A 25,386-nucleotide genomic window follows, 5' to 3' on the forward strand; every position below is an offset into this window, starting at 1 on the left:
AGGTCTAGGCTCGCCAAAGCGCAGGGATTGTGAGGATAACCCAAGCCGCTTCGAGGATTATGAAGCCCCACTGTTTCGCCCGAATGGCATCTATCAGCAGCAAAATGGCACCGAACAGGTTGAACAGATTGTAGGCAAGACTCTCTTGGCTGATCTTCCCAGTCTGTGAAAGTCCGTAGCCAACTAGTAAGAGCGCAGCGCCAATAAGTTGGGGTAGTTGTTTCATGGTGCGCCAAGGTACCCGTGCCGGATACATTCGCGCCCCAATTCAAAAGGACATGGGTCTCCAGTGCGGTATCGTAGGTCTGCCCAACGTGGGCAAGAGCACGCTCTTCAACTGCCTCAGCAACGCCAAGGCGCAAGCGGCCAACTTCCCGTTCTGCACCATCGAGCCCAACGTGGGCGTCATCACCGTGCCCGACAGCCGACTGAACAAGCTGGCCGAACTGGTGAATCCGCAGCGCATTGTGCCCACCACCGTGGAGATCGTGGACATTGCCGGCCTGGTGAAGGGCGCCAGCAAGGGAGAGGGGCTGGGCAACCAGTTCCTCGGCAACATCCGCACTTGTGACGCCATCCTGCATGTGCTGCGCTGTTTCGACGACCCGAACGTTGTGCACGTGGACGGTAACGTGAACCCTGTTCGCGACAAAGAGGTCATTGACACGGAGCTTCAACTGAAGGACCTCGAAACGGTTGAGGCCCGCATCGGCAAGATCGCCAAGCAGGCCACAACCGGCGACAAGGATGCCCGCAAACGCATGGACCTGCTGGAGCGCATCAGGACCGTGCTGCTGAAGGGCCAGAGCGCCCGCGCCGCCGTTGAAGCCAACGACGATCCGGAGATGGTGCGCGAGCTACAGCTGCTCACCACCAAGCCCATCCTATACGTGTGCAACGTGGACGAGAAGAGCGTGCTCACCGGCAACGCCCATGTGGAAGCCGTGAAGCAGGCCGTGGCTGTCGAGAAGGCCGATGTGGTGGTGATCGCAGCGGCCATCGAAGCAGAGATCGCATCGCTGGACAGCCCCGAGGAGCGCGCCATGTTCCTTCAGGACATGGGACTGAGCGAGCCCGGCGTGAACAAGCTGATCCGTGCGGCCTACCACCTGCTGGAGCTTCAGACCTACTTCACCGCAGGTGTGCAGGAAGTGCGGGCATGGACGATCCACAAGGGTGACACAGGGCCCAAGGCGGCGGGGGTGATCCACACGGACTTCGAGAAGGGCTATATCCGCGCCGAGGTTATCGGATACGATGACTACATCACCTTGGGCACCGAGGCCGCGTGCCGTGCTGCGGGCAAGCTGCGCACGGAAGGGAAGGAGTACATCGTGAAAGACGGCGATGTGATGCACTTCCTCTTCAACGTCTAGGACCACCGCCAACCCCGGCCAGTTGATCGCTTTGGTCGAAGCCCCGGGAACGCCCGATCCAACAGACCTACTTTAGCCGTAAGTGCGGCTTTACACGTGGACAACACGCCCAACGAGGCCCAACAACTCATTGCCAGCGGCAAGCTGGAAGCCTTTGTGTTGGGTACGCTACCGGCCGATGAGCGCTTCGCTGTCCTGAGGGCATGTGCCAACCACCCGGCGGTACGCGAAGAACTGGCACGCTTGGAGGCGGCTTTGGAGCGTTCGTCGCAGTGCACAACGGAAGTCACGAAGCCGAACCTGAAGGCCAGCATACTGGAACGATTGAAGTCGGCTGCCTGGCACCAGGACGAGCCCGGCACGCCGCCTATCCTGCACGCCGGTAGCTCCCGCAGTGATTACGCCCAATGGCTTGACCTGCCGGAAATGGTACCGCCCGCAGACTACGATGACCCGTTCTTCATTCCGATCGGACAAACTGCCCAGGCACTCACGGCCATCGTTTGGATGCACAAGGGTTCGCCTGAGGAAGTGCACACCGACGTTATTGAGAAGTTCCTTGTCATCGAAGGCAATTGCGAGATCCGCACTGCCGCCTCAACCACCCGGCTCAGCCCTGGTAGTGTGCACAGCATTCCCTTGCATGTGGTGCACGAAGTAGTGGTGACGAGCGCAGTACCGTGCAAGGTGATCGTGCAGCGCGTAGCGGCGTGACCGGTTGCGCAACAGCGAAGGCCGCCCCGTACGGAGCGGCCTTCGCCTTATTGGGAGAAAGAAGAGGTTACTCGCGGATGAAGCGCTCGGTGAAGAGCTCCCCGTCCACAAGGACCTGCACCAAGTACATGCCTGTGCCGAAGTCCCCACCGAGGCTCAAGGCTGTCTTCAAGGTACCTCCTCCCGTAGCGGTCTGTTGGCCGAGCACACGCTTGCCCATGGCATCGAACACGTCGATCTGGGCGGTGGTGCTTTCCTCGCTCAGGTTGTCGATGACGATGAACAGCGTGTTCTCCCGGTTGGGGTTGGGGTACATGCTCAGGTGCGGAGCATCAGTGCCGAACTCCACCGAGCGCATCATGCCATCATCCAAGCGGATGCGACAGGCCTTGCCGAACTCCTGGTAGTTGCCACCCACGAGCGGGCGCACGCGCACGTTCAGGTCGAAGTTCAACGGCAGGGGCGAGGTCTGGAAGTTCAAGCGGCACTGGGTGGTGGGCTTCAGGATGCGGCGGCTGTACGAGCCGTGCGGATCGAAGAACCAGAACTGGTAGCCCGTTGCCCCGGCAACGCCCTGGCAGTAGATGAAGTCGTTGCGCACCAGATCGGTGCGGTCGCACCAGTTGGGCTTCACGAAAGTGGGCCCTATGGGCACGCACCATTCGTTGGGCGAGGTGCTCATGCTGCCGAAATCGCCGTTAGCATCGATAATGCGCAAGCCCGTGCCATCGGTCAGTACAAAACCACCGCCAGTGATGCCATCCCCACCGGCGTCCATCACGATCAGGTCGTAGCAACCGGCCGAGAGGCAGATGTTCCCGGTCTCCACTGTTCCGCCGGGCGTGTCCATGTAAGGACCTCCGCTGGCAACCAAGACATTGTCGGGTTCGGTCCGTACCTCCCAGGTGGTTTCGCTGCCGAAGTCATCGGTGTTGATGGTCAGGGTTGCCGTATTGAACGCCGACTGCACCTCGTACGCCCCGATATCGCGCGCTGCACCGAAGACGGGCAATGCACGCTGGTCCGGTGAAGCGTCGAGCGGGTTCCCGGCATTGATCGCCGGACTTCCACAGCCAAGAGCGTGGGTCATAGTGCTGCCGCTGTTGCTGGCCAATGCCAATAGCCCGGGATCGCTACCAACGATGTTCCCGTTCACGCCGTTGCTGATGCCCGTGGCACCGCTGCTATTCTCCAGCAATGTGAAGTCGGCAGTCGCGAAGGCACCGTTGAAGTCCGGGCCGGTGGTTGCGCTGTTGTCACCGATGAGCGCGCTGTTCACGTTCACCGCAGTGGCGATCACATTCACGCCGCCACCGGTCGTTGCCGAGTTCGCGGCAATCGTGCTGCCCGTGATGTTGAGCGTACCGCCTTCAACCTGCACGCCACCGCCATTGGTTGCTGAATTGCCGGAAGACGTGCTGTAGTTCATGTTCAGAACGCCCGTTGGCCCAGCTTGCAGGAAGAGACCGCCACCATCGGGCGCCATGTTGTTGCTGGCCGTGCTGCGCACCACCGTCAAGGTGCCGGTGCCGGACCCCCAAAGGCCACCGCCCTCGTTACCGGCCGCGTTGCCGTCCACCGTGCAAGTGGTCACCGTCATGGTGCCTGCGCCTGTGACGTGGATGCCGCCACCATTGCCTGGCGTGGCCGCCGCGATCGCGCCTGCCAGCGAGCAGTCGTTGTCGTTCACCACCGAGTTGGTGATGCTCATCATCGATGCGCCGTTCTCTATACCGCCACCGGCACGCACGGTCTCGTTCATGCTGATGGTGGCGCCCGTGATGTTGAAGGAACCGCCAACGGAGAGGATCCCTCCGCCGCTGCCGAACGTGGCGCCGTCCGCTGTGTTGCCTGTGATCACCGTTGCCCCTATGGAGTTAACGATGTTCACGGTGCCCAGGTTGTTGAAGATGCCGCCGCCGCCTTGCAGGTCCAGCGCACTGTTGGGCATGGCCGGGTTCACGGAGCCGTGTGCCACGTTGCCCATGATGTCGCAGTCGTCAATGGTCATGGTGCCGCTGCCGTTCCAGAGCCCGCCGCCTTCGGCCGCTGCCGCGTTGTTGGTCACGGTGCAGCTCGTCACCGTCATGTTCCCGGGACCCGTGATGTGCACACCACCTCCGTTGCCCGGGGAAGCACCAGTGCTGTTGCCACCGATGATCACGTTGGTGAGCGTCGCCGTTGCGGTTTGCCCCGCTTTGGCAAAGAACTCGATCCCGCCCCCTGCGCGCGTGGCGCTATTGCCGGTGATCGTGCTGTTCAGCAGCACCAAGGTGGCCGTGCTATCGTTCATGATGCCGCCACCGCTGCCGGCCGCTCCTGTTGCCGAGTTGTTCGATATGGTCGTTCCGTTCTGCACCGTCAACGTTCCCTTCAGATTGAAGATGCCGCCGCCACCTTGGTCGGCCAGCGCACCGGCTGCGGTGTTGCCGTTGATGGTGGTGCCGATCACCGTCATACTGCCTGTTCCGTTCCAGAGGCCGCCTCCTTCGGTGGTTGCTGTGTTGCCGTTCACGGTACCGCCCGTGACGGTCGCGCCGCCAGGACCGGTGATGTGCAGGCCGCCTCCGTTCCCGGGGGCGGGCCCGGTGCTGTTGCTGTCCAGGGCCACGTTCATCAGCATGAGCATGGAACCCGCCGCATTCTGCTCAATACCACCGCCAGCGCGCACGGCGCTGTTGCCCACGATGTTGCTGTTGCTCACGCTGAGCTGACCGCCAATGTCGTTGAGGATACCTCCGCCGCTACCTGCTGCGCCGTTGGCGATGTTGTCCATCACCCAAGTACCGTTCTGCACCGTTAGGATGCCGCCGTTGTTGAACAGGCCGCCACCGCCCTGGTCAGCCGGTGCACCGCTTGCGGCGTTGTTGGTGATGATGCATGCATCCACCACCATGGTCCCACTACCGTTCCAAAGCCCGCCGCCTTCGGCCGCGGCCGTGTTGTTGGTAACAGTGCAACTGGTCACCGTCATGTTGCCCGGACCGGTTATGTGGACACCACCTCCGTTGCCCGGAGAAGCTCCAGTGTTGTTTCCGCTTATGGCCACGTTGGTGAGCGTTGCGGTTGCCGTTTGCCCTGCCTTCGCGAACATTTCGATGCCGCCGCCTGCGCGTGTGGCGCTATTGCCAGTGATCGTGCTGTTCAATACCACCAAGGTGGCCGTGCTATCGTTCATGATACCGCCACCGCTGCCCGCAGCGCCAGTGGCCATGTTGTTGATGATGGTGGTTCCGCCCTGCACGGTCAAGGTTCCTTTCAGGTTGAAGAGGCCTCCACCGCCTTGGTCTGCCAGGGCACCGGATGCCGTGTTACCGGTGATCACGGTACCGTTCACGGTCATGCTTCCTGTGCCGTTCCACAATCCGCCTCCTTCAGTGGTGGCGGTATTGCCCTGCACCAGCCCCCCGGTGATGGTCGCGCTGCCCGGGCCGGTGATGTGCACGCCGCCACCGTTGCCGGGTGCCGGTCCTGTGCTGTTCATGGTAAGGCTGGCGCCGGTGAGTATCATGGATGCTCCCGCACCGTTCTGCTCGATGCCCCCGCCCGCGCGCGAAGCGCTGTTTGCTCGACAAAGTGCTCCCGGAAACCGTGAGCGTTCCACCTGTATTGTTGAATATTCCGCCGCCACTGCCCGCTGCGCCCGAGGCTGAATTGCCAGTGATGGCAGAGCCCGACGAAACGGTGGTCGCACAGCCACCGTCGGCATAGATGCCGCCGCCGCCATACGTCGCAGCCGCACCGGCGGCGGTGTTGGCTCGCACCCACGAGCCGGTCAGCATCAGCGAGCCGCCTGTACAGTGGATACCTCCACCGCGCAAGCCTGCACTGCTGTTCGTTACCGCCGTCGCCATCATGCTCACCATGGAGCCGCTACTGACCACCGCGCCACCGTTCGTGGCCGAGGTGCCCATGGTCAACTTCATGGAGTTGATGGCCACGCTGCCTGCGCCCATGATATTGAAGATGCGGCTGGCGTTGTTCCCGCTGACCACCGTATTGGTCGTGTCGTTGCCAGTGATGGTCAACGAGGTGGTAATGGCGATCTCGCCGGTCGTCAGTACGATCGGAATGCCGTTCGTGGCCGCATCGAAGACGATCACATCACCACTTGCGGCTGCAGCCACCGTGGCCCTCAATGAGCCGGGGCCGCTGTCCGCGGTGGTGGTCACGGTAAGTGTGGCCGCGTTGATCGATAAGCCGATCAACATGAATGCAACGACAACGGGCCATGGTTTGCCTGGGGAACTTCGTTTCATGGGTTTGGGTGTAAGGGTTCGAGGGACATACGGGCCATCGGGGGTGATCGGATTGTGCCGACGGTAAAACGAGAGCAGAAGCCTTGACGCTGGACCACGGTGCCGTCAACGGCCTGTTCCAAGGGAATCGACGGTCCTGAAGGGTATAGCGTGTGCCCGGAAAATGAAGAAGCCCCGACCGGACGGGGCTTCTCCTAAGGAAACGATCGTACTTCACATCTGTACAATGTCGCCCCTGAGCGTTTCCACCAGCGCACCGATGTCCGTCACGATGTCGCTTGGCACGTTGTTCTGCGCTGCACCGATCACCAGGTCCTGGATGAACTCATCGTATGCGCCGTCCGTCACCAGTCCGGTCATGCGGTTGTTGGTGGCGGGGTTGTGCGCATCCACCATGTTCATGCCGGTGTAGCTGAAATTCTGGGCCCCTGTAGCCACTGCGAAGAACTCGGTAAGGTTCTCGCTGAGGATCGCAAGGTTCGTGGTGTTCCCGCCGCCGACTTCCGCCAGTAGCACGGCGAAGTAGGGTTGAAGACCAGGGTCAGCGGCAATGACGAAGATGGTACTGTCAACTACTGAGCGCAATCCCAGATAACCGGTCTCGATCATGGTGCCGGTGTTCGCAGGGTCATCCACGAGAGCCGTTCCACCCAAGCGCTGATAAATGGTGGGGGTTGGGGACGGGTTCGGTGCTGGGGGTTCTTCCTCATCTTTTTTGCAACCGGAGAGGAGCATGCCGCAGCAGAGCGCTGAAAGCAGGGCGGTGGAGAGTTTCGTGTTCATGGTCGTTCTGTTATGGTTTCGCGGTTTCAATTGAACCAACCGGCTATCCAATCGCTGAGTTGGCCGGTTGGTGAATTCTTCTGAATGACAGGACAGGTGCCTTCGAGGTCGGAAGCGGACATCGTTACCGCGTGGCAGGCCACGTTCGAGATACCAGCGACACGTTCGAATACTTGTTCCGCGGACTGTTCACCCCGGTCGTACGAATAGGAGAGGGCCCCTTCGGCCACGTTCACGTAGCAATGGCCTACACCGGGCATTCCCTGCACAACGCTCCGTAGGTCAATGGCCTCAGAGCTGTCCAACGGTGCCTCGAACCGGATCAGGGCCAACTGCATGTTGTCGTTGTGCCCGGCCGGTTTGCGGGTGACCGCCTGGATGTGCCATACAAGGAGGCCGAACAAGAGGACAATGGTGACCAGCACGCCGAGGAGGATCTTCTTGAGCATGTTCATCGCGTTCGTTGCGCGGGCGGTTACCCGTTCGCGATGACATACGCGTGATGATCCGTGATCGGATCAGCATACCGGAGGATTTTCGGGGTCCTTACACGTTGCCGAGAAGCACCATGGCTTCCAGCGTAGGCGACGGCACGCCGCCTTCAGCTTCCAGCGTAACCGCGAATGCCTGGGCATCGGGGATGGATTTCATGCGCTGCACTTGGGCTGCGCCGTCCTTGCTGTCGAACATGCCGGCATCGATGGGCACTCCACCGGCCAAGGCCCAGAGCTGGTATTGTTTGCCTGCTGGTGGTTCAGGCAACGAGAGGACGTCCATGTACACGTCGTTGGTCTTCTCGTCCCAGAAGATGCGCGCCTTGGCGTCGAGCGTGGTGCCGACGCCGCCCAACGCCACCATGCGCTTGTGCGGGTCGAGCACCACGGCCAGTTGCGCGTTGCTGGCTTCCATGGCGGTGCGTTGCACTTCCATTTGTTCGGCCAGCACGGTGCGATCGTTCTGCATTACGGCTATCTGCTGTTCCATGGTGCCCACCTTGGAATACAACATCCAGTTGCCGATGCCGCTCACGAACAACGCTGCAACGCTGGCGGCTGCCAACCATTTCACGCTACCGCCGGAAGTCGCGGGCTTCATGCGAACCACGGTCGCCCTGTCCTTAGCCTCAATGGTGTTCATCACGGCCGCACGGGTGCGCAAAGGAGCCGGCTTCGCACTGTGTTCGGCCATGGCTTCCAGGGCGCGCTCAAGGCTGTCCAATTCGGCGCGCACCTCGGCATTCTCGCGGCGAAGCATCTCCACGAGCGCGGCTTCGCTTGCACTGGTCTGCCCCAGCACATGCGCCTCCAACAGGCCCGATGCTATGATCTCCGCGGCGGTCATGCCAGTTCCTTGAGTGCTTCCCTGAGTTCGAGCAGTGCAGTGCGCGTCCTGGACTTCACCGTGCCCAAGGCAATGCCCGTTGCATCGGCGATCTCCTGTTGCGAGTATCCTTGGTAGTAGGCGAGGTCGATCATCTCGCGCAGTTCGGGCTTCAACTTGCCAAGCACCTTATCGATCCCCAGGTTGTCCAGGCGGGCACGCTCTTCATCGCTGCCCAACCGATATACGTGTTTGTCCAGCGTGCGGATCGCTTCGCTGTTCTGGTACTGCTTGGTGCGCACGAGGTCGATGGCGGTGTTCCGTGCGATGTTCACCATCCAAGTGAAGGCGCGCCCCTTGGCCGCGTCGTAGCTGCGCGCGCTGCGCCAGATCTTCACGAAGGTGTCCTGCAACACTTCCTCCGCGTGCTCGCTACTGCCCACAATGCGCAGCACCACACCGTGGATGGCGGCGCTGTACTGGTCATAGAGCCTCCCGAAGGCGTCCTGGTCGCCTTGCTGCACTGCGGTCAGCAACACCCCGCCTTTATCGGCTTCCGGGTTCATGGGAGGGCGCCAATGTAGCGGCGACCGGTCCGAGCGCATGCATGGACCAAGGCTTCAACCGGCGAATTCCAGTACTACAACGGTGGCGTTGTGGAGCATGTGCAGCACCACGCCCACCCAGAGGTGGCCTTCGCGGGCGCGCACCCAACCGTAGAGCAGTCCGGCAAGCAGAAGCCAGTACATGCTCAGCATGCTGAAGTGCACGAAAGCGAACAGGATGCCCGTGACCATGATGGCCGCTTGGGTGCCGCTCAAGCGATCCAACTGAAGGAAGAGGATGCCGCGGAAAGCCAGCTCTTCGGTGAGCGCAGGGAACACAGCCGTTGACACGAGGGAAAGCGCTAGCGGGAACGGCGACCACAGGAAGATCGTCGAGTAGTCCTGGTCTTCGAGGTCGAATAGGTCTATGATCCACGGCATGGTGATCAGTACGAAGAGCGTCAACATGGCCTGCAAACCGAGGTACGATAGCGCACGCGGAACGGACAAGGCCTTCGGCTTCAGCGAAGCGAACAAGGTCCGTCCGAAGACCAGTGCCATGAAAACCACCAACAGGAAGAACCCGAGGTCGAAGGCCAGCACGGCTTTGTAGTCCTCCCAGATGCTGACGAAATAGCTTCCGAGGATGTACGCGGCTATCAGTCCGAAGGCGAGGAAGAACCGCTTGGTGTCCTTCCAGCCATCGCGCGTAGGCCTCGTCCCCACAGGACTTCCACAGGCCGAACAGAAAGAAACACCATCGCGCATGGGTGCACCGCACATAGCGCACGGTGCAGGTCCTTGTGGGGCCGGGTCGGCTTCCTCCATCACTTGCGTGTGGAGGTTACCGGCTGTTTCAACGCACGGAGCGCGTAGATCAGGGCCGAGATGACGATTACCTTCAGGATGATGCCGCTGAACAGGCTGGTCGGGTTTTCTATCGCCGCCAGCACGATGAGCAGCCCGTACAGCGAAAGCGCGGTGATGATCGCGGGAAGGGGCTTGTGCTTCGTCCAGAACGCCAAGCCGAGGAAAATGCCCGAGATGACCAAGCCGGTAACGATCAACACAGCACCTCCTGCAATGAGGTACGGGATCATGTTCAGCGCTGCAACGACGAACAGGGCGTGCCGCGCTTTGCGCACTTGTTCATCGGCCACGGTCTTGTTCCCCTTCTCCAATCCACGGTCGTAGATGAAGTTGCTGCGTTCCTGGTCCGAGCCATGCTGCGGGAAGCCGCACAACGCGCAGAACTTGTCCATTTGCCAGTTCCAAGGCTTGGCGCAATAGCCGCAATGGGCGGGCATGGTGGCCCCGGAAGTCGATGGTGCTGGGGAAGTGGTTTGCTGGTCCATGGTCCTGTTCGGTAGATCGTTTCCCATCACAGCGCTCCACGCGCTTTGATCTCCAGGTACTTATTGACGACGTTCACCGTGAGGTCCTGTGGCCGGGTGAGGATGCTGGCGATGCCATGGCCTTCGAGTTCCTTCACGATGAGGCGCTTCTCGTAAAGGTGCTTTTCCGTGATGGTGTGGGAGTAGAGTTCAACGGTGTTTGTCGGCCGCGCCTTCAGATCGTCCTCCAGTTCGGTGTTCTGGAAGAAGATGACCACGAGCAAGTGTGTTCGTGATAGCCGCTGCAGGAAGGTCAGCTGGCGCCGCAGCGCGTTCACGCTCTCGTAGTTCGTGAAGAGCAGAAGCAAGCTGCGTTGCGTGATGTTCACCTTCACGGTGGCGTACAGCGCCTCCATGTCGGTCTCCATGTGGTCGGTGCGCTGCGCGTAGAGCTGCTCCAGGATTTTCTCCATCTGGCCGCGTTGGCGGCTGGCCCGCAGCACGGTGTCCACCTTGTTGCTGAAGGTGATGAGCCCCGCCTTGTCTTCCTTGTGCATGGCGATGTTGCTGATCACCAAGCTGGCGTTGATGGCGTAGTCCAACAGGCTCAGGCCTTCGAACGGCATTTTCATCACGCGCCCCAGGTCGATGAGCGAGAAAACCTGTTGGCTCCGTTCGTCCTGATAGAGGTTCACCATCAAACGACCGCGCCGTGCGGTGGCTTTCCAGTTCACTGTGCGGCGGTCGTCGCCGGGTACGTATTCCTTGATGCGATCGAACTCAACGTGCTGCGCCAACCTTCGGATGCGCTTGATGCCCGCCATGGTGAGCTTGTCGCTGATGGCGAGCAGCTCGTACTTGCGCAGTTGAAGGAAGCTGGGGTACACGGCCACTTCCTTGCCGGCTTCAAGTACGAACCGGCGCTCGACCAGTCCGATGAGCACGCTCGTGAGCACGTTGATGGCGCCGTAGCCGTAAACCCCGCGCTTGACAGGTCGAACGGCATAGGGGAACCGGAGTTCACCGCCCGCGGCCAATGTGCCGCTGAACACCAGGTCGCGGCGTTGGAACTGCACCGGCAGTTCGTCCAGCACACGCACACGGACCGGCACACCGTAGCGGCTGCGCAAGTGGATCGTCACCGGGTTCTCGTCGCCGTTGCTCCACTTGGCATAGGTGTGCCTTTCGCCCACGATGCCGTTCCGCGCGCGATAGAGCACCAGCAGTTCCAGGCCCATGGCGATGAGCAGGCCGAGGCCCAGGGCCCGCGCAAGGCCGAAGAGCGGTGCGCTGAACCAGCCGGCAACGAACAGCCCCACCAGCAACCAGCCGATGATGAACCCGCGACGGGTGATGAAGAACGAACGCCAGAGACGTTTCACCGGGGCACTTCGATCTTTTGCACCAAGCGTTCGATGATGCTGTCAGGTGTGAGGCCTTCCATCTCGCGTTCGGGTGTGAGCATGATGCGATGGCGCAACACATGCGGCATCACGAAGCGGATGTCCTCCGGCGTCACGAAGTCGCGGCCGTCGATGGCGGCCGCGCTCTTTGCGCCCATGAGGATGGCCAATGATGCACGGGGGCTCGCACCGAGCATCAGTGCGTGGTCGTTGCGTGTCTGGTCCACCACGGCGGCTATGTACCGGATGAGCTTCTCCTCGCAACGCACCGCGCGCGCCAAACCACGGGCATGCTCCAACTCGGCAGGGGAGAGGACGGGCTCCACGGCCGCCGTGCTCAGGTGCTCGCTGCCGCTGCTGTAGCGCGTCAGGATGGCCGCTTCCTGGTCCACGGTAGGGTAGCCCACTTCGATCTTCATGAAGAAGCGGTCCAGCTGCGCTTCGGGCAGCCGGTACGTGCCTTCCTGCTCAATGGGGTTCTGCGTGGCCACGATCATGAACGGTTTGCCCATGATGTGCGTGCGGCCATCGGCGGTGATCTGCCGCTCCTCCATCACTTCAAAAAGCGCGGCCTGCGTCTTGGCCGGCGCACGGTTGATCTCGTCCACCAGCACGATGTTGCTGAAGATGGGCCCCGGCCGGAACTCGAATGCTGTGGTGCGCGGATCGAACACGCTGGTACCGATCACATCGCTGGGCATCAGGTCCGGGGTGAACTGGATGCGGCTGAAGTTGGTCTGCACTGCCTTGGCAAGCAGCTTCGCGGTGAGCGTCTTCGCCAGCCCGGGAGCACCCTCAATGAGCACGTGCCCATCGCTCAGCATGGCAATGAGGAGCAGGTCCATAATGCGCTCCTGCCCCACGATCACCTTGCGCACTTCCGCCCGCACCTTGCCTACGGCGCTTTGCAGTTCGCTCAGGGGAACGCTGGGGGTGTACTCGGTGGTGGAGGAAGAGACCACTGGCGGCGGGCCTTCCACGGTATTGGTGACGACTTGTCGTGGCAGTGGTGTGCCGGTGTTGGGGTCGGTGGGTTGCTGGTCTTGCATGGCGGTTCAAAGGCGTTGGCGGAGGCTGTGCAGGCGGTCGCTGAGCGCCAGCAATTGCCCCTCGTTGATGTTCGGGTTGTTCTCGATGCTCTCGAAGTACTTCAGTTGAGCGCCGAGTTCCACGATGGGAAGGCCGGTACGGCGCGCCAAATGGTTGGCGGTGCGTTCATCGTATGCGAACTGGCGGAGGTAAGCCCGTTGCCGCACATCTTCCTTGAAATGCGCGAGCATCTTGCGGGCCAGGTCCGCATGGTCACCCTTCTCGTAGTAGAGCCGGCCCAGAGTGCCCACGAAATCGCGCGAAGCGTTCTTCAATGGTGCCACGACGGGGATCGCTCGCTGCTCCCTTTTGGCGCGTATGAACACGTACACGATCAACAGGGCAAAGGCCAAGCGGTAGGCCCATTTCAGCGCGGGCTGATCCAGAACGTACTGAACAGGGGAGAGGCTTCCTTCGCGGCCCACCTTGTAGAATTCGTCCCAGAGCACCTTCTCCGCCGGTATCCAGCCAAGTGCAGCCTCGATGAAATCGTTGTTGTCGTCCTTCAGCAGATGGTAGTTGGTGAAGGCGCGTGGTGTGGTGCACAGGTAGAAGTGGCCGAGCCCGTGCCTGACGTGCACCATGGTGGCGCCTCCTTGGGCATTGCGGCAGACCACGGTGGTGCGGCTGCTGTCCAGGTCAGTGAAAACAAAGGGTGAGCCCAGCCGCGCCAAGCTGAACGTGCCACCAACGGCATCGCCACGCACGAAGTGGAGTTCGAGCGTATCGCTCCATCCTTGCCAGCGACGCTCGCCAGCAAGGCCCAAGGTGTCCATCAACTCGGTTCCCGGATCGTTCGCCGCAATAAAGACGTGATCGCCGCGCGCGGCCATATCAAGCAAGTACTCGAGGTCCACCCCATGCGGTTGGAAGCGGTGCGTGATGTACAGCTGGGCGGCGGGTTGCCACTCCTCGTAGTAGGCGGGCTCCCTATCGATGAAAGTCTCGTAGATGGTCTCCTGAACCGGTTCCACCTCATCAAAGAGATCGCCCAGACGGCCAAAGACCAATTGCCCACCGAACGGTTTGTCGTGGAACCGACTGAAACTGTCGCTCCAGTCCACGGGTTTGGGTGCCAGCGCTCCCAGTACGGCCGTGAGCACAACCAGCCCGACGAGCACCCACGCCAGCAGTTTCTCCTTTTTCGTCATGCGGCGCGGCGGTTACGGAAGTCCTGGAAGCCTGCGCTCAGTCGTTCGTACTGGTTGCGGTCAAGCAGCGCCTCGCCGTACCACACCCACTTGAAGATGAACGAAAGCCGGGCGAAACGTTGTCGCTGGTCTTCCTCGCGCAACAGGTCCTGGTAATCGCGGTCTGTGCGCTCAGGCTTCCACTCAATGGCGCCTGTATCGACCAGATGACGCAGCACGAGGAGGTACTGCAAGCGAAGTGCACGGCGCCATTCACCAGCCTGTTCGGCCGCGGCCAGCTGCTGGGGCAGGTCGTCGGCGGTGATGTCTTCCTCCAGTGTCCGCACCGAGCCGATCACAGCTGGCGCCTTGCCGAAGACCGCACTGAACATCCGCTTGCGCATGTGCCAAGCAACCAGCACAAGGGCCGCTCCGCAGATCAGCAACCAGATGTTGTCCCAGAACCAGTACTCAACATCCCAGCCGGTTGCATCCTCCAGCCAATTGAACAGACCGCTGAACCAGTCCTTCACCCACTCCCAGAAGTGGTCCCACCAGTTTGGGGCTTCACGCACATCGCGTTCGTACTGGTAGCGTTCCTGGGCGCGCAGCGCTGCGAGTTCGGCATCATCGAAGACCATCGCCTCGTGCTCCGGCAGCAGTGTGTCGATCCCCGCCCACTCACTGGCGCATGTATCCCCGCTCGCGGCATCCTGCTCCATGAGGATGGCGTTCACCAAGCTGTCCACCGTGCCCTGCTGTGCAGCGCATGGCCTGGCCAGCACGACCACAGCGAACACTATGTATGAACGCAGGAACAAGCCGATCAGACGGTGCCGAGGTTCTGCAAGCGGTCCTGCAGGCCTTTGCCTTCGAACTGCTCCACGAGGTTGTAATACTGCAGTCCTAGGCTCACGCGGAACAACGGGATCAGAAAGAACGACACTACGATCAGAACGATGTACCCGATACCGCCGATGATCGCTGCGACGATCGGGAACTCTCCACCTTGCATTCCAGCGATGAAAGAGAAGATGGCAACGAAGTAGAACGGCAGAAAGCACGCCATTTGAATGGCACCGATGATGAGGGACATCACGAAAACCAGCCCGAGCGTTCCCCAGAAACTTTTGTGCACCAGCTTGAAGCTGCGCCCCATCGAGCCTGTAGCTCCCAGCCGTTCCTCACCATGCGTGATCGGCGAAAGTATGAAGGCAATGGCGATCCAGATGCCCGGCAGGTAACAGAGAACGGCTCCCACTATGGTAGCTATACCTGTCAAGAACTGAATGCCGAGGTAGCTCCAGAACTGCGTATGGCACCGGTGCCGAAGCTCGGCCGTTGACATGCCCGCATGCTCACCGCGTTCATATGCCCGGAAATACTCGTGGGTCAGGGCTTCCATCATAACACCGGCATAGACGAACAGAACGAACACCAGCACGATGGCCAGTACACCGAAAAGCGAACCGAAGACCGCTTCCGGACCTTCGCCGCCGCCACTTGCAACAGTGGTGTAGGCCAAATACCCCATGCCGCCCATCAGCGCCAAGCCGACGAGCATGGGCAAAAGGCTTACGCCCGCGAGCGCTTTCATGATCGGCTTCCAGTTCTGCCGCATGAAAGCAAAGGAGTCGCTGATGGTCTGGCCGAAATCGCGGCGCTGGCGAAGGACAACAGGAGGACGGGTGTTCATCGGTAGTGTAGGGTTTGATGGCGTTCAAAGATGATCGAGGCAGGCCAAATCAACCATTCGCCGCCAACCCGCCGATCTCCGCATCTACGCAACAGTGTCGAAACCTGCTAACTTCTCCTTCAGGCCAACACCCTGGCTGCGCTCCACAATGCTGAAGTAGCGCAGGGAAATAGCCACCACCACAACAGTGTGCACCACCTCTTGCAGGATCCCCGCAATCGAAGTCCACGCTGAGCTGATAACCACTTTCCACATCGGCAGGTCAGGAGAGCCATCGAATCCGGGCTGCCAGAATTCCTCGATCCCACTGAACAACAACGCCGGGAGGTTGAAGGCCAAACTGAGCAGGTAACTAACGACCACGAGCGAGGTGCAAAGACCGAGCAAAGGCCAAAAGCCTGAGTGCGCCAAGGAAACGCTCCGGCCGATCGCATTGCCCACCCCTGACCGCTCGACGGTGAAGACCACCCCTGTCAGGACGAAGATGTTCAGCAAATAGAGCCCGGGAAGGATGCATAAAAAGGCCCCTAGAATGCCGAGCCCCCACGTAAAGACCAGTATGACCAAGTAGGGCAGGAAGCCCCTAAGGCTGGTCACCAGCAGGTCGCTGGTCGTCAGTGTGCGATGTTCTTTGAGGAGGTATGCCCTCAAGTACTGCAGTGTAACGCAGTTCACCAGAGCACGTCCAATGGCGAACGGTATGTACATGATCCCCACGGTGGACCAGATCTCTCTGTTCACTGCCCAGATGTCAGTCGGCGCTGGGTCACTCGGATAGAGCAGCATCCACCCGTTCACGGCTCCGTAAAGGACCATGGGCACAATGGCGATAAGAACCACCGCACGCACCAGAACTGCACCGTTCTGCCTGACGAACGCAATGGCATCGCCAAGGGTCTGCTCAAAGTCGCGCACTTGGCGCAACTGCACGGGTGCGGCGTTCGACATGGTAGGGGTGGATGACGAAATACCACAGGATGAAGGCGGCCGAGAGGCTGATGATGGTGATGCTCACCCAGTCGTTCATCACCGGGGCATGGCGCGTGACGAAACTCTCGAGGAAACCGGCCAAAATGAAGATGGGCACCAGGCCCATGACCACCTTAAGGCCAAGCTTGGCGCCCCGCAGGAAGCTCTCCATGCGGGTGTGCGTGCCGGGGAATATCATGCCGTTGCCGAGCGTGATGCCCGCAGCTCCGGCGATCATCAGCGCGCTCAGTTCCAATGTGCCGTGCACCATGATGGTGAGGATGCTCACATGCCCAACACCCTCGCTGAACATCATGCCGATGAACGAGCCGATGCGGATGCCTTCACGCCAAAGCAGGAAACCCGGAGCGAACGAGGTGAACAAGCCCAGCGCGAACATGAACATGGATACCCGGATGTTGTTCACCGTGATGAACATGAACATGTCGCCTTGGTCCATCGAACCATACACGTCCATGGGCCGTCCGTTGCGGATGTTCTCCAGGGTCATGTTCACGTATTCATCGCCCATCATCAGCCTAACGAACGTGAAATCGTGGAAGACGCTCAGGACGCCGACGCCCAGAAAGACCAGGAAGATGACCGCCGACACCAGAAGCTGCGGTCTTGTTGCTGCCATCGCCAGAGGTACCTCTTCCTTCCAGAACCGAAGGAACCTGTTGCGGTCGGTGCGCTCGTTCCGGTGCAGCATTTGGTGCACTCGCGCGCTCACGCCGTTCAGGTAACTGGTTACGTTGCTGTTCGGGTAGAACGTCCGCGCGTAGCTCAGGTCGTCGGTCAACTCGACGTACAGGTCGTTCGCCTCGTCCGCACTGAGCCTGTCCAGGCCTTCGGCAGCCTTTTCCAGACGCTGCCACTTGGTCTTGTTGCGGTTGATGAAAGCAGCCTCGCGCATTGGGGTGGGGTGAACATAACGGGTTGCAGGATATGGTCATCGCGGCAGATATGGCAACAACTGGTACGTAGGGCCTTCAAGCTACCTTGCACCCGTGGCGCTGGCGCATCTTTCCCTGCTCAACTTCCGCAACCACCGCGAGGCCTCCATCGACCTGGGTCCGCAGGTGAACTGCTTCACCGGTCCGAACGGTGTCGGCAAGACCAACTTGCTCGATGCCGTGCACTACCTCAGCCTGTGCAAGAGCTACTTCGAACCGGTGGACATGCACAACATCCTGCACGGCGAAGACTGGTTCATGGTGAAGGGAAGCGTGCTGGCCGGTGAGCAGCAGGACGAGCTCTCCTGCAGCGTGCGCAAGGGCCAGCGCAAGGTGTTCACCCGTAACCGGAAAGAGTACGATCGCCTGGCAGACCACGTCGGCAAGCTGCCCGTGGTGATGATCACACCGTACGACGGCCAGTTGGTGCTGGATGGCAGCGAGGTGCGCCGTCGGTTCCTGGACGGTCTGATCGCCCAGTTCGACCGCGAGTACCTGGATGCATTGCTGCGCTACAACCGCGCGTTGGCCCACCGCAATCTCCTGCTCAAGAACAGCGGCAGGCGAGGAGTGAGCCGTGAAGAGCTCGAACCATGGGACGAGCAACTGGTGCTTCATGGCGAAGCGGTGCACGCTGAACGCAAGGTCTTCATGGACCAGTTGGTGCCCAGGCTGGCCAAGCACTACACCGGAATCAGCGGTGGGCACGAGGAGGTGGGCTTGGGCTACAAGAGCGAATTGCTGGAACGCAGCATGCGCGAACTGCTTTCACAGTCATGGGACCGCGACTTGGCGGCGCAGCACACAACGGTCGGTATCCATCGCGATGACCTGCTCTTCACCATAGGGGAGCAGCCGCTCAAGCGCCACGGCTCGCAAGGCCAGCAGAAGACCTTCCTGATCGCCCTCAAACTAGCGCAGTTCGACCTCACGGCCGATCGCACCGGTGCCAAGCCGATCCTGTTGCTGGATGACATCTTCGACAAGATCGACCCCCAACGGATGCGCCACCTTCTGGCGTTGCTCGGCGGCGGTGGGTTCGCCCAAGTGCTTATTACCGATACCGACGCGACGCGCCTGCACAAAGTCCTCGATGGACTGGGCCTCGATGTGCGCTTCTTCGCCATGGACCAACACCAGGTAAGCCGTGAAAAGGCAGAACGATCAGTCGCTGGGTGACGCCCTGCGCGGCATGGCCAACGAACTTGGCTTACGTCCCAAGCTTGATGAGCTGGATGCCATCAGCGCATGGGACCATGTGGCCGGTGGCATGATCGCCAAGCACACCCGGAGCATCAAACTCCGCAGCAACAGGCTCTACATCGCCGTTGACAGCGCGCCGCTGAAGCAAGAGCTGAGCTATCGCAAGGAGGATCTCGTTGCACGCCTCAACGAGCGGCTGGGGCGCACGGTGGTGGAGCAGATCGTGCTCACCTGAGCTATGGTGAGGCTGGCGGTATGTCCTTACCGGCTTCTGTTCAAGCACCCGTTCGGTACGGCGCACGGTATTCGGACCGGTACGGACAGTGTATTTGTGCGGTTGGAACAGGACGGGGTTTTCGGCTACGGTGAAGCCACCATGCCACCATACGTTGCCGAAAACCAACGTACTGTGTTGGACCGGTTGGCCGCGTGGTCGGGGTTGCAGTTGTCGCTTCCGAACGATCTAGGCAAGGCGCTAGCTCAAATAGACCACTGGATCACAGAGGCTCCCAGTGCGCGCGCGGCACTCAGTATGGCGCTCGTCGACCTCGCCGGAAAACTGACCAGCCAGCCTGCTTGGCAACTGTTGGAAGCGCCTGTACCGCAAGGCGGGCGGATGATGATGACCTTGGGGCTCTGTGACCTGAGCGAAATCCCATCACGCTTGGAGGAACTGCCTCCAGTGGAAGTCCTGAAGGTGAAGTTGAACGGTGAGAACGACGTGGACCGCCTTCAAGCGGTGGTTCGGGATTGGACGAGGGCGTTGTTCCTGGATGTGAACCAAGGTTGGAAGACAAACGCACAGGCCGAAGACGTTCTGGGCTTTATCAATGGCTGTAAAGTGCTTGGCGTTGAGCAACCTTATGAAAAGAATGACCTTGCACTGAACGGGTGGCTTCAGAGCCGGACCGAACTTGTGGTCTTCGCGGACGAAACGGTGCAGGGTCCAGCGGACGTCCGAGATAAGGGTGCCGGGTTCAACGGTGTGAACATCAAGCTGCAGAAGTGCGGTGGGCCTGACGTGGCGCGGGCAATGGCGAAGGAGATCCTGGGTTTGGGCAAACAGGTGATGCTTGGAAGCATGAGCGAGAGTTCCCTTGGCTGCACGGCTGCGGCGCATCTGAGCGGCCTCGTCGGCTTGCTGGACTTGGATGGGCCATGGCTGATCGGAAACGACCCGTTCGTTGGACTTGAACTGTACCAAGGGTCGGTCAAGATGCCTGATCGGCCCGGACTTGGAACGGAGCTCACGGCTGACTTGAGATTCGCTCCATACGGCGCATAATTTATATTATGTTAATCATGCTCAGTCTGACGATCAGTCCGTCCATCCGTCTTGTCCATTGTTCGCATCCCTGCATTCGACCCAGTTTGCCATGGACGCTTAACCCAAAAGCAGCGAGGCCGCCCCTTTCGGAGCGGCCTCGGTCTTGTCCGTTGAGCGGTTCTAGAACTTGTAGGTCAGCCCCAGACCAAAGGCCTCTTTGAACTGGGTGGTCGGCCCAACCTTGGCAACCCCATCCTCCGTCCGGGCAATGTCGATATCGTGATCGTACAGCAGGATCGTGTTCAGGTTGGCCGCGAACCAGTCGTTCACCTTGAAGGTCCACATCGTTTCCCAGATCACGTCAACGTTCTGTGGTTCGCGCAGGTAGTTGCTGAAGAGCTCCAAGCGCGTGAAGAAGTTGATGTTCTTGGCCAGCTCCTTCTTGTATTGCGCGTTCAGGTATCCCCCGAATTGGAAGTCCACGTTCTCGCCGGCCGAAATGACCTTCCCGGCAGTATCGCGCACGGCGGCTTCCACCCCGAAAGCACCGGCATCGGCCAGATCCTGGTCCAGCACCACAACAGCGCGGGCCATGGCCGGGCTCACGAACAGGCTGAAGTTGTCGTTGGGCTTGTAGTCGAAGCCTACGCCCAGGAGAAAGTAACCTGGCGCCATGAACTTGGAGATAGCGATGGAATCGTCCACCGTTTTGAAGCCCTCCGCGAATTGGCTGCGGAACTGGAACAGTGTGCTGAAATACAGCGACTTCTTCAATTGGTAGCCCCATTTGCTGTTCAGTTCGAGCCGGTCATCGGTCTTGAAGGTGCGTTTACCCTCTTGGGCAAGGAGGCCGTACGCAAGGGCAACGCTATTGTCCCAGTAGGTGCGCCCTTTATGGCGGTTGGCAAAGGCGTTGAACAGGCCGATACCGCTTACGCTGCTAGCACCACCACCCGACCAATTGACCAGTTGCACTTGGCTGAAGTTGAGGCTCGCAACCCCGCCGGTCGTCCAGATCTTGCCGGTCGTATCGGAAGCTGAGCGGGTTTGCATCTGCCCCATTTGGGTGCCCTGTTCAACTTGGGCCGAGGACGTCACGAAAACGAGGCCCAAGGCCCCAAAGAGGATGGTTCTTTTCACGGAGGTAAGTGGGTTATTGGTGGTCTGGAGGTTCAGGGGTGGTTGTGGAGGATCATCTCGCGCTGCGGGCCTTTGATGCCAGCAGAAATGAGGGCTTCACGACCAGCTTCATAGACGCCGAAGTAAACATCCCAGTAATGATCGGGATGGCACCATGGTCGAACTGCCAGCTCCACCCCGTCCTGATTGATCTTCCCAATGGTGACCCCCGGTGCAGGCTCAGCAAGGACTTGCGGATGGTTGCGCATCGCTTGGGTAAGCACATCGCGAGTTTGGGCAATGGACATTCCGTGGCCAATGCCGAAAGTCAGGTCCACGCGCATGCGACCGTCGGCGCTATAGTTGATGATGTTGCCGTTGGCCATTGGGCCATTGGGTATGATGGCCGTTTTGTTTTCCGGCGTGAGCAGCACGGTGGTGAAGATCTGTATCTCCTTCACATGGCCCGTAACGCCCTGGGCCTCGATGAGGTCCCCGACTTTGTAGGGCCTGAACAGCAGGATCAGCGTTCCACCGGCAAAGTTGGCCAGTGTGCCTTGCAGCGCCAACCCGACCGCGAGGCCGGCGGCGCCAATGATCGCCACGAAGCTGGTGGTCTCCACTCCCAGCATCTGGATCACCGTGATGAAGAGCAGCACCCGCAGCGCGATGGTGACCAAACTCCTCAGGAATCGATGCAGCGTGGGTTCCACTTCCCTTTGCTGCATGGTCCTGTCGAGCAACCGGGCAAATAGCTTTATCAGCAGGTGGCCCGCCCAAAGGACCACCAACGCCATGACCACTGTGGGGCCATAGTCCAACACCAATTGCCAGCCTTTGGCGGTCCAGTCATTCACCTTGTCCATGTGTTCGTTCATGCCGGTCTTTTTTGGGCGCTATACCTCCACGTCGGTGCTGAGTACCTCAATGCGTTCCGTCATCAACTGGCGTGTGGGCAACAAAACCACTCTGTCCCCGGTGTTCAAAGCGATGTTCACGCTGTCGATCCGTTCGATGATGCCTTCATCACTCCCGATCCGCAGGCGCATGCCCGGCTTGAAGCGCTCTTTGGCGTAGTAGCTGCCCAGGATGTTCGAGAGGATGTCCCGCGATGCTATTCCGTAGGCCACACTGAAAGCGACCAATATGCCGCCGGTCAGCAACAAGATGTTCGAGGTGATCAAGGTGGTGTCCACGCCTGCCATGTTCAGCGCAGTTATGGACATGAACAGCACGATAACACCAAAGAAGATCCTGCCCAGGATCTTGCCCCCGATGAGGCCAACGGAACCACTGAGCCTAATAGCAAGGTCCTGAACGCGTTCGCCGAGCCAGACACCAAAGACGAAGATCCCGACCGATGTCAAAAGGATCGGCAGGTAGTTGAAGAACCGATGGACGGCCTCCGTAACGAATGCGAGGTCCATGACCTGCGCAGAGGCCAGGATGAAGAACAACTGAATGAGCCAGTACACCAGCGTGCCGGCAACGACCGCCATACCGCCCAAACGGCCAAAGACGCGCTCCAGACCGCTGCGTTCGGCGGCTCCTTGGAGGCCCGTTCGTTGAACAAGCCGGTGTATCAGTTTGCGCACTGCCCTGGCCAATCCCCAACCGATCAACAGCAACAGGAGCCCCGCACCAATGGAAGGTAGGGTTTGGAGGATGCCGCCGACGTAGCTGCGGAAGGCGCCGGTGAGTTGGTCGTAGAAGAAGTTGAAGTCCATGCTTGAGTGGGGAATTGTCAGGGTTTCTTGTTGGCACGTCGGCGACCATCGCTACCGATGATCCGCACATTGTTGAAGAGGGTTGCTGCGTAGTCGGCCATGAACAACTGCGCGAACCGCATCAATAGCATGACGAATTTCACGCTTCCGACCACTTCATTGCGCAGTTCCGGCGGTGGTTCATCCGTTGACCGGATGAGCTTGAACGGATTGGTGCTCATGGCTCTTCCGGATAGAGTTCCTTGTATTTCGCCAACGCCCTTTCCCGGGCCCTAAGGAGGCGCATCTTCACCGCGCTCTCGCCCAAGGCCAGGGTCGTTTGGATCTCTGCTATGGGCAGATCGTCGTCGTACTTCATCAGAAGCAGGGCCCTGTCGAGCGGGTCGATGGCGTGCAGCACCTTGTCCAGCCGCTCCGCGCGCATCGACAAAAGGACCGCCTCGCTCACGCCGTCATCAGGGGCAGCCATCGTGGTGCGCTCATCAATGTCCTCTTCCTTGTGGCGCTGGCTCTTCCGCAAAGAGTCAAGGCAGTAGTTGTACGTGACACTGTAAACCCATGTGCCGAACTTGCTCTTATGATCGAACTTGGTGAGGTTCACGAAGATCTTCAGGAAGATGTCGTGCGTGAGATCCTTGGCAAGGTCCCTGTCCCTGGTCATGCCCACGCACTTCTGGAAGACCTTGGCAGTGTACCGGTCGTACAGCACGGCAAAGCGGTCTGCGTCCATTTGGCGCTGTAGTTCAAGAACCAGCTCCTCGTCGGTGAGGGCCGAACTGTCCTTAGGCTTCTTCCGGAACAAGGCTGGTCGTGTGGGCGGCCTTCAGACGGACCAGCCCTTGAGAGGTCACAAGTGATTTCAGCAGGAGCAGAGGAAGGCCCGGTCCTCGGTTTTGATGATGCAACCAATGATGCACTGGATGGCCAGTGATGCAATGAGGGTGCGCCGGATCATAAAGCGGGAAAATGAACGGCCGCCGATCGCGCGGCGGCCGTCTGTGGGCATTACTGGATTCGAACCAGTGACCCCTACTCTGTCAAAGTAGTGCTCTGAACCAGCTGAGCTAAATGCCCTCAATACCTCCCTCTTTCAGAAGGGCTGCGAATGTAGCCTTATATGCGAAAGCAGCGTCTTGGGAACTGGACGATCGGGCTGTCCTCTGTCATGATCAACCTCATTCGTTGTCCGGGGTAGGTTTGTCTTGGTCGCGTATTGGTCCCAATGCGGAACGACCAGGATCAACGCGCTTGCATTCTTCAACCAACGGCCCTGTCCTGAACGCTTGGAACCCGCGCCGAACGTGCATTCCAGCACTTAACACGAATTAACCGGAGCGCGCTGGTGGAGGGAAAGACGGGCATGGACTTTTGCGTTCATCTTCGCGACCCCGAAACCGGAAACGACCATGCACACAGAGCCCGGGCAACCCCTCACCACCCCGCTTGCTGAGGCACCAACAACCCACAGCGCCGAAGGGATCAGGCTGTTGAACGAACGCATTCAGCAGGCCAGCGCGTTCGTTGACCTCATCGATCGAGAGATGTCCAAGACCATCGTTGGCCAAAAGGACATGGTGCAGAAGCTGATGGTGGCCCTGCTGGCCGACGGGCATATCCTGCTGGAAGGCGTACCAGGTTTGGCGAAGACCCTTGCCATCAAGGCACTGGCACAATCCATCGATGTGGCGTTCAGCCGCATCCAGTTCACCCCCGACTTGTTGCCGGCCGACGTCATCGGAACAATGATCTATAGCCAGAGGAACGAGGAGTTCACCGTGAAAAAAGGGCCGGTGTTCAGCAACTTCATTCTGGCCGATGAGATCAACCGTGCGCCGGCAAAGGTCCAAAGCGCATTGCTTGAGGCCATGCAGGAACGTCAGGTGACCATTGGGCAACAGACGTTCAAGTTGGCTGAGCCATTCTTGGTGCTCGCCACCATGAACCCCATTGAGCAAGAAGGCACCTATCCCCTGCCCGAGGCCCAGACCGACCGCTTCATGCTGAAGGTGGTATTGGACTACCCCCGCAAGGAAGAGGAAAAGCTCATCATCCGCCAGAACGTGCGACCGGAGGGCATGGGGCGTCCGGAGCGTGTGGTGGGGCCGCAGGACATTGTGAACGCCCGCAGGCTTGTGCGTGAGGTGTACATGGACGAGAAGATCGAGCAGTACATCGTCGACATCGTTTTTGCAACACGGAACCCTGAGCAGTACAAGCTCAACGACCTGGCCTCACTCATCAGCTTCGGTGGAAGTCCGCGCGCCAGCATCAATCTTGCTTTGGGCGCCAAGGCTTACGCCTTCACCAAGCGACGTGGCTATGTGATCCCGGAGGACGTACGCGCCGTGTGTGCCGATGTGCTCCGGCACCGTATCGGGCTCACTTATGAGGCCGAGGCCGAGAACGTTTCCGTGAAAGAGATCATTGACCGTGTGCTGAACACGGTGGAAGTTCCCTGATCCGGCATGATGTACTGATGCGGCCATGGGCGCACAG

General features: G+C 60.0%; 27 protein-coding genes and 1 tRNA gene. 6 read left to right on the top strand and 22 right to left on the bottom strand.

Annotation, left to right across the window (positions count from 1 at the left end; genetic code table 11):
- Positions 1-4: 4 nt before the first annotated feature.
- On the bottom strand, positions 5-226 hold the full coding sequence (locus tag IPJ76_16650; protein QQR86204.1) for a hypothetical protein: 222 nt from the start codon (positions 224-226) through the stop codon (positions 5-7).
- Between the two features lie 52 nt (positions 227-278).
- On the opposite strand from IPJ76_16650, the gene ychF reads away from it, so the two are divergent.
- Entirely contained in the window at positions 279-1,376 is a 1,098-nt protein-coding gene (ychF, locus tag IPJ76_16655) for a redox-regulated ATPase YchF (GenBank protein QQR86205.1), read from the top strand.
- A gap of 96 nt (positions 1,377-1,472) precedes the next feature.
- Entirely contained in the window at positions 1,473-2,090 is a 618-nt protein-coding gene (locus IPJ76_16660; GenBank protein ID QQR86206.1) for a hypothetical protein, read from the top strand.
- 67 nt (positions 2,091-2,157) lie between these two features.
- On the opposite strand, the gene IPJ76_16665 is transcribed toward IPJ76_16660, so the two are convergent.
- From IPJ76_16665 to IPJ76_16735, 15 genes are all read right to left on the bottom strand, one after another.
- On the bottom strand, positions 2,158-5,574 hold the full coding sequence (locus IPJ76_16665) for a T9SS type A sorting domain-containing protein (GenBank protein QQR86207.1): 3,417 nt from the start codon (positions 5,572-5,574) through the stop codon (positions 2,158-2,160).
- Entirely contained in the window at positions 5,465-6,349 is an 885-nt protein-coding gene (locus IPJ76_16670) for a hypothetical protein (protein QQR86208.1), read from the bottom strand. The genes IPJ76_16665 and IPJ76_16670 overlap by 110 nt, the downstream gene beginning before the upstream one ends.
- 213 nt (positions 6,350-6,562) lie before the next feature.
- Positions 6,563-7,132, bottom strand: coding sequence for a group 1 truncated hemoglobin (locus tag IPJ76_16675; protein QQR86209.1), 570 nt, complete (start codon positions 7,130-7,132; stop codon positions 6,563-6,565).
- Positions 7,133-7,158: 26 nt separating this feature from the next.
- A complete protein-coding gene (locus IPJ76_16680) occupies positions 7,159-7,581 on the bottom strand; it encodes a hypothetical protein (protein QQR86210.1) in 423 nt (140 codons plus the stop codon).
- A 97-nt stretch (positions 7,582-7,678) separates the two neighbouring features.
- A complete protein-coding gene (locus tag IPJ76_16685) occupies positions 7,679-8,473 on the bottom strand; it encodes an anti-sigma factor (GenBank protein ID QQR86211.1) in 795 nt (264 codons plus the stop codon).
- Positions 8,470-9,018, bottom strand: a complete 549-nt coding sequence (locus IPJ76_16690; protein QQR86212.1) for a sigma-70 family RNA polymerase sigma factor — start codon at positions 9,016-9,018, stop codon at positions 8,470-8,472. Before IPJ76_16690 ends, IPJ76_16685 begins: the two co-directional genes overlap by 4 nt.
- A gap of 54 nt (positions 9,019-9,072) precedes the next feature.
- Entirely contained in the window at positions 9,073-9,825 is a 753-nt protein-coding gene (locus tag IPJ76_16695) for a CPBP family intramembrane metalloprotease (protein ID QQR86213.1), read from the bottom strand.
- Positions 9,825-10,352: a hypothetical protein gene (locus tag IPJ76_16700; GenBank protein ID QQR86214.1), complete on the bottom strand. Its 528-nt coding sequence runs from the start codon at positions 10,350-10,352 to the stop codon at positions 9,825-9,827. The genes IPJ76_16695 and IPJ76_16700 overlap by 1 nt, the downstream gene beginning before the upstream one ends.
- A 26-nt stretch (positions 10,353-10,378) precedes the next feature.
- Positions 10,379-11,713 (bottom strand): DUF58 domain-containing protein, encoded by a 1,335-nt coding sequence (locus IPJ76_16705; protein ID QQR86215.1) that lies wholly within the window; start codon positions 11,711-11,713, stop codon positions 10,379-10,381.
- Positions 11,710-12,783 (bottom strand): MoxR family ATPase, encoded by a 1,074-nt coding sequence (locus IPJ76_16710; GenBank protein ID QQR86216.1) that lies wholly within the window; start codon positions 12,781-12,783, stop codon positions 11,710-11,712. Before IPJ76_16710 ends, IPJ76_16705 begins: the two co-directional genes overlap by 4 nt.
- Before the next feature lie 6 nt (positions 12,784-12,789).
- On the bottom strand, positions 12,790-13,974 hold the full coding sequence (locus IPJ76_16715) for a hypothetical protein (protein QQR86217.1): 1,185 nt from the start codon (positions 13,972-13,974) through the stop codon (positions 12,790-12,792).
- A complete protein-coding gene (locus IPJ76_16720) occupies positions 13,971-14,774 on the bottom strand; it encodes a DUF4129 domain-containing protein (GenBank protein ID QQR86218.1) in 804 nt (267 codons plus the stop codon). Before IPJ76_16720 ends, IPJ76_16715 begins: the two co-directional genes overlap by 4 nt.
- 5 nt (positions 14,775-14,779) lie before the next feature.
- A complete protein-coding gene (locus IPJ76_16725; GenBank protein QQR86219.1) occupies positions 14,780-15,649 on the bottom strand; it encodes a hypothetical protein in 870 nt (289 codons plus the stop codon).
- Positions 15,650-15,733: 84 nt separating this feature from the next.
- Positions 15,734-16,597 carry a hypothetical protein gene (locus IPJ76_16730; GenBank protein ID QQR86220.1) on the bottom strand — a complete coding sequence of 288 codons (864 nt, stop codon included), beginning with the start codon at positions 16,595-16,597 and terminating at the stop codon, positions 15,734-15,736.
- Entirely contained in the window at positions 16,551-17,534 is a 984-nt protein-coding gene (locus tag IPJ76_16735) for a stage II sporulation protein M (protein ID QQR86221.1), read from the bottom strand. The genes IPJ76_16730 and IPJ76_16735 overlap by 47 nt, the downstream gene beginning before the upstream one ends.
- A gap of 94 nt (positions 17,535-17,628) precedes the next feature.
- Between IPJ76_16735 and recF the strand changes: the two genes are divergently transcribed.
- Genes recF through IPJ76_16750 form a run of 3 tightly spaced genes read left to right on the top strand, consistent with a single transcriptional unit; the run spans position 17,629 to position 20,062 of the window.
- Complete coding sequence (recF, locus tag IPJ76_16740; GenBank protein ID QQR86222.1) at positions 17,629-18,753, top strand: DNA replication and repair protein RecF; 1,125 nt, start codon at positions 17,629-17,631, stop codon at positions 18,751-18,753.
- Entirely contained in the window at positions 18,722-19,012 is a 291-nt protein-coding gene (locus IPJ76_16745) for a DUF721 domain-containing protein (protein ID QQR86223.1), read from the top strand. Before recF ends, IPJ76_16745 begins: the two co-directional genes overlap by 32 nt.
- Before the next feature lie 3 nt (positions 19,013-19,015).
- Complete coding sequence (locus tag IPJ76_16750) at positions 19,016-20,062, top strand: hypothetical protein (protein ID QQR86224.1); 1,047 nt, start codon at positions 19,016-19,018, stop codon at positions 20,060-20,062.
- 162 nt (positions 20,063-20,224) lie between these two features.
- Here the strand turns inward: IPJ76_16750 and IPJ76_16755 are convergent, their stop codons facing one another.
- The 6 genes from IPJ76_16755 to IPJ76_16780 form a co-directional block, all read right to left on the bottom strand.
- Positions 20,225-21,184, bottom strand: coding sequence for a DUF3078 domain-containing protein (locus tag IPJ76_16755; GenBank protein ID QQR86225.1), 960 nt, complete (start codon positions 21,182-21,184; stop codon positions 20,225-20,227).
- A 32-nt stretch (positions 21,185-21,216) separates the two neighbouring features.
- Positions 21,217-22,029: a mechanosensitive ion channel gene (locus IPJ76_16760; protein ID QQR88492.1), complete on the bottom strand. Its 813-nt coding sequence runs from the start codon at positions 22,027-22,029 to the stop codon at positions 21,217-21,219.
- Positions 22,030-22,059: 30 nt separating this feature from the next.
- Positions 22,060-22,890 carry a mechanosensitive ion channel family protein gene (locus IPJ76_16765; GenBank protein ID QQR86226.1) on the bottom strand — a complete coding sequence of 277 codons (831 nt, stop codon included), beginning with the start codon at positions 22,888-22,890 and terminating at the stop codon, positions 22,060-22,062.
- Between the two features lie 17 nt (positions 22,891-22,907).
- On the bottom strand, positions 22,908-23,111 hold the full coding sequence (locus IPJ76_16770; GenBank protein QQR86227.1) for a hypothetical protein: 204 nt from the start codon (positions 23,109-23,111) through the stop codon (positions 22,908-22,910).
- Positions 23,108-23,692 (bottom strand): RNA polymerase sigma factor, encoded by a 585-nt coding sequence (locus IPJ76_16775; GenBank protein ID QQR86228.1) that lies wholly within the window; start codon positions 23,690-23,692, stop codon positions 23,108-23,110. Before IPJ76_16775 ends, IPJ76_16770 begins: the two co-directional genes overlap by 4 nt.
- A gap of 197 nt (positions 23,693-23,889) precedes the next feature.
- Positions 23,890-23,964: transfer RNA gene (locus IPJ76_16780), tRNA-Val, on the bottom strand.
- A 332-nt stretch (positions 23,965-24,296) separates the two neighbouring features.
- Here IPJ76_16780 and IPJ76_16785 point away from each other — a divergent pair.
- Positions 24,297-25,349 (top strand): AAA family ATPase, encoded by a 1,053-nt coding sequence (locus IPJ76_16785; GenBank protein ID QQR86229.1) that lies wholly within the window; start codon positions 24,297-24,299, stop codon positions 25,347-25,349.
- The last annotated feature ends 37 nt before the right edge of the window (positions 25,350-25,386 follow it).

Source organism: Flavobacteriales bacterium (genome assembly GCA_016699575.1).
In the GTDB taxonomy this organism is placed as follows: Bacteria; Bacteroidota; Bacteroidia; order Flavobacteriales_F; family PHOS-HE28; genus PHOS-HE28.